The organism is Legionella shakespearei DSM 23087 (genome assembly GCF_000373765.1).
Classification (GTDB): Bacteria; Pseudomonadota; Gammaproteobacteria; order Legionellales; family Legionellaceae; genus Legionella; species Legionella shakespearei.
The window spans coordinates 1-6,705 of sequence record NZ_KB892425.1 but is presented as its reverse complement, the minus strand read 5'-3'; the positions used below and the strand labels follow the sequence as shown (position 1 = coordinate 6,705).

Here is a 6,705-nt window from a genome sequence, read left to right as displayed (position 1 = left end):
AAAATGGGGAACTGGTTTAATTGAAACATCTCATCATCACTGTCAGGCAAGTCTTTTCTTGTTTCAGATGATTTAATTTCAGACGGTTCATGTCGCTCTGGAATGAAAGATTTAATAATATCTATGGCGTGTGCCTGAGTCAGGGGTTTAGTTAATACCGCATCCATTCCAGCCTCAATGCAACGTTGTTTGCTTTCATCACCACCGTGCGCAGTGAGTGCTATGATGGGAATATGTTTGGTTACAACACTGGTTTTTGAACGAATATGATGAGTGACTTCATAGCCATCTATACCCTCACCTAAGCCAATGTCCATAAAGATTAAGTCATAATCGATTTTATCATAAAGAGCCAGTGCATCAATCCCGCTGGATGCAACATCCACCTGACAGTCCATTCCTGATAAGAGTGTTTTGGCGACAGTTTGGGCAATGAAGTTGTCTTCGACAACAAGCACTTTGCTTTTTGTTTTACTTTCTGACATGAGTGAAAAGGCTTCTTGCTTATGCGTTAATGGGGAAAGATGGCGTTTTTCAGTTTTTGAGACTACTGTATTATCAATTCCTGAGTCGTCATCAAGCAGCGGTTCCTGCAAGGGAATTAAGCAGGTAAAAACAGTTCCTTTCTGTGGTTCGCTATCTACATAAATTTCACCTTCCAATTCATCGATGAATTGTTTGACTACATAAAGCCCTAGTCCCGCACCTTTGTATATTCCCTGATAAGAAGGAGTTAAGCGCTTGAATTGAAGGTAAATTTCCTGTTGCTTATCTTGGGGTATACCCATACCTGAATCACTGACCGTCATTTTAATGACTAAATGTCTTTGCTCTTTTTTTGCCAGTTCTACAGAAACCGTAACGTGACCATTGTCGGTAAAGTTGAGTGCATTACCAATTAGTTCAAGGGCAATACGGTGCATTCTGATTTTATCCCCTATGACATATCTGGGTAAATTTTTATCCACCGAAAGCGATAAGTTTAATCCTTTTTCTTGTGCTTTAGCGCAATATAAAGAAATAACCTGTCCTAATGTGTCGCATAAGTTGAATTTTCTTTTGAGTCTTGGAATTTCACCCGAACTGACTTTCACTGCTTCGAGTACTTCATCCATCAAATCAAGTAATGCATGGCTTGATGCTACCAGATTATCTGCGTATTCTTTAATTCGAGGCTGATTAGATTCGGATTTTAGAATCTCAGAGAAGCCCACTATTCCTGATAAAGGGGTTCTTATGTCATGACGCATATTGGAAAGAAATTCTGTTTTAGCCTGGTTTGCTGCTTCAGCCTTTTTTCTTGCCGCGATGAGGTCTTGCTCTAAAGTTTTTTGCTCGGTAATGTCCATTGATGTACCAATAATGCCGACAACTTCGTTTTTTTCATTATACAATGGGCTTTTTATAGTGATTTCTGTAATAACCCTACCGTCAGCTAATCGTACACTTTCTTCTCTTTTATACGTTTTTTGTTCGCGCATTACTTCTAAGTCAAAATCGCGCCATTCCTGAGCAAATTCGTTCCAACACAGGTCAAAATCTGTTTTTCCTAATAATTGCTGTGGTTTATCAAATCCTGCCATGCTTGCAACAAATTTATTACAGCCTAAATAACAACCGTCTTTATCCTTCCAATACACAGCTCCTGGAAGAGTATTAATAATCGTATTAATGTACGATTTCAAAGTATCATTTTTTCTATCAATAACTTTTAATATTACAGTATAACTATGTGTATCATGGGTTACTGATAACGAATAATTGTAACGAAAGGTTGGGTCATCATGTAACTCCAGATGTTCATAGAGAGTTGTTTTTGCTTGTTCTAACAGGGAAATAATATCGTTTGAATTAAGATTTAAATAATTAATTACTTCTATAAAGGGCTGTTGGACCAGTTTCTGGATGGAGCAATAGTACTCATTTGTTGATTTTAAAATAATTTTTTCTATGAAGTATTCATTGTTAACGAAAAAAACAAGGATATCGGATTCTTGAGAATAGGTCTCAAAAAATACAGCATGGTTTTTGGGGTTGGTATTTTTGTTTGATAATTTAGGTGTTCTACTGCTCATTAAACTCTCCTTCATCAATATCCTTTTTATCTGATATTTTGAGCAAATTTTCTATACGGGCAGACACTTTTTCCATGGTATTGTATTGATGAAATTCATGATAAGTAAGCTGAAGATGAAAGGTTTCATTGATTGTAGCTAAAAAAAAGTACATGGACAGCGAGGATACTCCGTGAGTCCAAAACTCTTCTCTAATTAACGCATGATCACCAGTTATATTGAGCCATATGTGTTTGAGTTGAGATAAAATGGAACCTTTATCTTTTTCTGGGTGATAGGTTGCTGGAAGTTGTAACTGTTTCCTATCTAATTTTCCATTAATTGTTTGAGGCCATTGTTCTATCCAAACATAAATGGAAGGATTAACCCACGACATGACGTGTTTTTTTACTTGTATTTTTATATGCTCGAAACAAAATTTTTGCAACCAGGGACTAAAGGGTTCTCTGCAATAGGAATGAATTGAATCATATCTCTCTTTTTGGATAGGACGAATTAAATAAGCCTCTCCTGAAATAGGGGTTAAAAGCATTTGTATGTACTGTTGAGGTGCCGCGGACTGATATTGTATGAAGCATTCCCATTTATCTACTGTTGCATTGAGCATTAAGCGCGCTTTTTCTTTATCCAATGTATCATCATTATGATGCGTAATTTTTAATAAATGATGTAAATATTTATTGTTTTGAAGTGAAAGGCTGGCACATAAGAACGGAAAATAATTATAAGGAATATTTTGAATCAAGAGAGGTTGTTGAATCTCTTTAATTAAATCATTCAAATTATCAATTGTGTTAAAAGAAATAGTATGACAATCAGTTTCTTTTACTGGCTTATCAATATGTAAAATTACATCATACCGAAAATAATTTAATTCATTAGGGTATTGGCCATGTTTAATATTGATATCAACCCAGCTGATTCTTTTAAATTGTTGTTTCAATGCATAAAAAAATAAAGGTGAGAGAACAATTTCGCTATCGCGCGATTTGTACAATAAATTGGGTGGACAGGTTTCCATATCCGAAGGGTGATGGTGTGAATGTTTAATAGCAAGATAGATGTCCAATAACTCCAGAGAGCGGACATCTCCGATGAGTATGGTCCCCCCTTCTTTTGTTGCTTTGATTAATTGCTTTAGTGAATCGATAAGTGATTTCACACTTGGCAAATACTGAACTACTGAATTGACTATGATGCAACTAAACCGGCTTACTTCATGGAGATTAACCATGGATTCAAGCTTAAAGATAATTTTATCTTTAGTCGTGTCAGGGATGAGGCTTTTTACATAATCTATGGCCTTTTGTGAAATTTCCATTACGGTAATGTTTTGAGCATGCGGTAAATAATCTAACAGAAGAAATCCAGTACCACACCCTATTTCAAGCACGTGTTCCAGATTGGAGTTTCTAATATATTTTTTAATGTGTTCATAGGACTCTAATAATTCTTCTTCAGGAAAAGTGCGGCCTGTAAACGAACTTTGCCAGCCACAGGTGTTTATGTTTCGATAGTCAAACTCATTTGCATGGGAATAGGTTTCATCATAAATCTTTTCTAAATAATAAGATGAATCCTCATTGATTACGTGAGTACCATGGGTAAACAGAGTCTCTTCGTCAATTTCCACATAAGCTGCCATGGTTTTGTAGTATTCATTGTGCTCATGAATTTTAACCACTGCTTTTTTAACAAAAGCCTCTTGCTCTATGATTGTCTCTATTTCCCCTGACTCGATGCGGATCCCCCCAAATTTTAGCTGATTATCAATCCTTCCCGCATAGCAAATATGGCCATCTTGAGAAGATACTAAATCACCTGTTTTGTAATAGCGTATTGTGTCTTTGTTATCGATAATGAATTTAGACTGAGTAAGCTCTACTGAGTTTAAATAACCGCGTGCAACACCTAATCCACCTATATACAGTTCGGCTTTTGTAGAGTCCTCTTCGTATATGAGTTTTAATTGGGTATTGGCAATAGGGTTTCCTAAGGGAACTGATTCGGTAGATATGTCACCTGAAAGAGGATAGATCATAGACCACATGCTGGTTTCAGTTGGACCATAGACATTCCAAACGTTGCCTTTCTCATAATCAAGTTTTAAAGCAAGACTGGTTTTAAATTGTTCGCCACCTACTAAAAGGCGGGTTATGCCCTTATTTTTCCAACCATTTTTAAGTAAAATTTCCCAGGTTAGAGGTGTGGCTTGCATGAAGCTAATGTCAAAATTATTGAGATATTGTTTTATTTTCTTACCATCAGCAACAGCACCATGCTCAGTAAGAACAATGGAGGCGCCAATAGTTAATGGCATTAATAATTCTATTAAAGATATGTCAAATGTATAATCGGTTAAAGCAAGAAATAAATCGTTGTTTGATAGGGAAAGTATCTCTGTAAGAGAAGAGAACAAGTTCATCATAGAACCATGCTCAATCATTACACCTTTCGGTTTTCCTGTCGAACCTGAAGTGTACATGACATAGGCCAGATCATTCATTTCACAAAAACTTGTGAAATGACTATCATCAATTTCAACAAGTGTATTAGGATTTATTAGCTCAGCTTCACTTGAAATGACGAATGATACAGATAAGTCACAAAATACCAGTTTTGATTTAGTTTCCTCTAAAATATATTCAATTCGTGAACAGGGAGAAGAAGGACTAATAGGTAAAAAGGCGCATCCGGCCTTTAATATTCCTATCATAGTAATAATGATCTGTGGTGTTCTCTCCAGTACCAGCGGAACAATTGTTTCTTTGGGAAGAGCTAATTTTGATATGAGCTTCGCTACGTTATCAGACAATCGGTTAATTGTGTGGTAGTCATATATCTTTGTATTGAAATAAAGCGCTGGTTTATCAGCATAATGATGCGCTGCAGTTAAAAAATGCTCTATGAAATGATTATTAATCATTATATCCCATTAGTTTTTTCAATTTCCATATTGGTAATTATATCATCATTTTGAAGTTTGTTGGGTTTCGTATTTTACTCCCGGTTGCAAGCAAACCAGGCTACGTTTGCTATATTTTCTATCCTTTGCACTTATGCAAAAGAGCTATTTCTGGTGCGTAAAACTCTTGCTCCGGAGCCTTTAATATGCGCCATTCAATAGTATTCCGATTTACTAATTTTAATTGAATAACGCCAGTGTCACCACTAATTCCTGTACGAATTGTTGTTTTAACAATGTTTTTTAATGGTTTTTCAAAACTAAATGCATCATCATTGTCATCTATTTTATTACCGCTTGAGGCCACAGAAGCATAACCGCCTCTGTATTTATTTAAAAACTTATTGATTGTAATTGAAAATGTACTATATTTACTATTCTTATCCCAGCACCATGAACCGGAAAAATCAATAAGTGGGGGAAGAGTAATCGCATAACACGTCTCCAAAATTAGAAAACTTAATAATATTAATAAGTATTTACGATGCATGATTTTACCTCTCAAATTTAATATTCTTTACTCTCTCAATCCAGCCGTTCAGAAACTCTTTCTGGCTAGGTTTTTCATGTACTCTATTAATATAGTGTTGAATTCTTTTCTGCTGATACAGTTCAAACAATTTCTGTGGTTCTATACTATTAATTGACTTAATTGTTTTAGATCCCATTATGTTATCCACAATTAGATCTCCACCCAAATCATTCACGGATTCTTGCATCTTTTTTACAGCATGAGCTGGAGCATTGACGTGAAAATCGTATAAAGTGTATGCAATACTCAATGATTTTATATCATCTGCTTTTAGAGGATCCCAAAAGCGCTTCTTATAAATTATTGTTGCCTGCTCCTCCGTTATATTTTTTAAGTTTTCTAACGTCGGTTTAATCCCCAAATCTGACTGCGCATATCTTTTGAATGTGTTTAGTGTTATTCCTTTATTAGTTGGTCCACCTAGATCATTTTTATTATCAACAAACTTTCCTTCATGTTTAAAAATATTATTTTGTAACAATTCAAAATTACTAGATTTATACTCAAATTCATTCAAATTCATTATTGAATCATCTAAAAATTGCTCTACTCCGTGTGATTTTTCATTCCAATAATGGTTTTTGGCAAAGGTCTCTGAACCTTTTTGTTTAAGATTTTGTGCTAAATAACTGAGATACACTTCGTCCTCTGTCCGTTCTGGGTGAATCATATCAAGAACGTTGTCGGTTAAATAGAGCGCGTCTGCACTTTTTAGTTCTTCTTCAGACATTAACGGGCTGTTTTCTCTGCCAATATCCACTATTGCTGAGCCGATTGCACTTCCTAGTGAGTGGGTTACGATGTCTGTTGCGTTGAAGTGGGTTCCTGTTGCTGCGGATTCGGCGGCTCCTGTTGCCAGGGCTTTTGCTTCTGTGGCCAGGATTCCAGATTGATGATCTATCTTTTTTAAGGTTGCGTCTATCTTTTTGCCAAAGGTGCCTCCCATGAAGCCGGCTGTCAGGCCTGCTATTCCTAGTTGCGCCCAGTCGAAGTGTTGGTGTTTTCTCAGGCTTAAGCTTATTCCCTGGCTTAATGAATTTTGCTCCAGCATGGTGGCGGCGCTGCTGATGCTGAAATTTTGGGTTGGGGATAGCTTGTCTGCTGCGCTCATCAGAGCTTTGTATTGTTTTGAT

4 protein-coding genes are annotated in these 6,705 nt (G+C 36.2%); all 4 read right to left on the bottom strand.

What is annotated here, in order from left to right; all coding sequences use genetic code 11:
• On the bottom strand, positions 1-2,075 hold a 2,075-nt coding region (locus tag B094_RS16245; protein WP_018578121.1), incomplete at its 3' end, for an ATP-binding protein.
• Complete coding sequence (locus B094_RS0112345) at positions 2,065-5,001, bottom strand: amino acid adenylation domain-containing protein (protein WP_018578120.1); 2,937 nt, start codon at positions 4,999-5,001, stop codon at positions 2,065-2,067. The genes B094_RS16245 and B094_RS0112345, both read right to left, overlap by 11 nt.
• 118 nt (positions 5,002-5,119) lie before the next feature.
• The gene (locus B094_RS0112340) at positions 5,120-5,530 is read right to left on the bottom strand and encodes a hypothetical protein (RefSeq protein WP_018578119.1); all 411 of its coding nucleotides are present in this window, start codon (positions 5,528-5,530) and stop codon (positions 5,120-5,122) included.
• Between the two features lie 4 nt (positions 5,531-5,534).
• Positions 5,535-6,683: a glycoside hydrolase family 108 protein gene (locus B094_RS16570; protein WP_155823878.1), complete on the bottom strand. Its 1,149-nt coding sequence runs from the start codon at positions 6,681-6,683 to the stop codon at positions 5,535-5,537.
• Between the last annotated feature and the right edge of the window lie 22 nt (positions 6,684-6,705).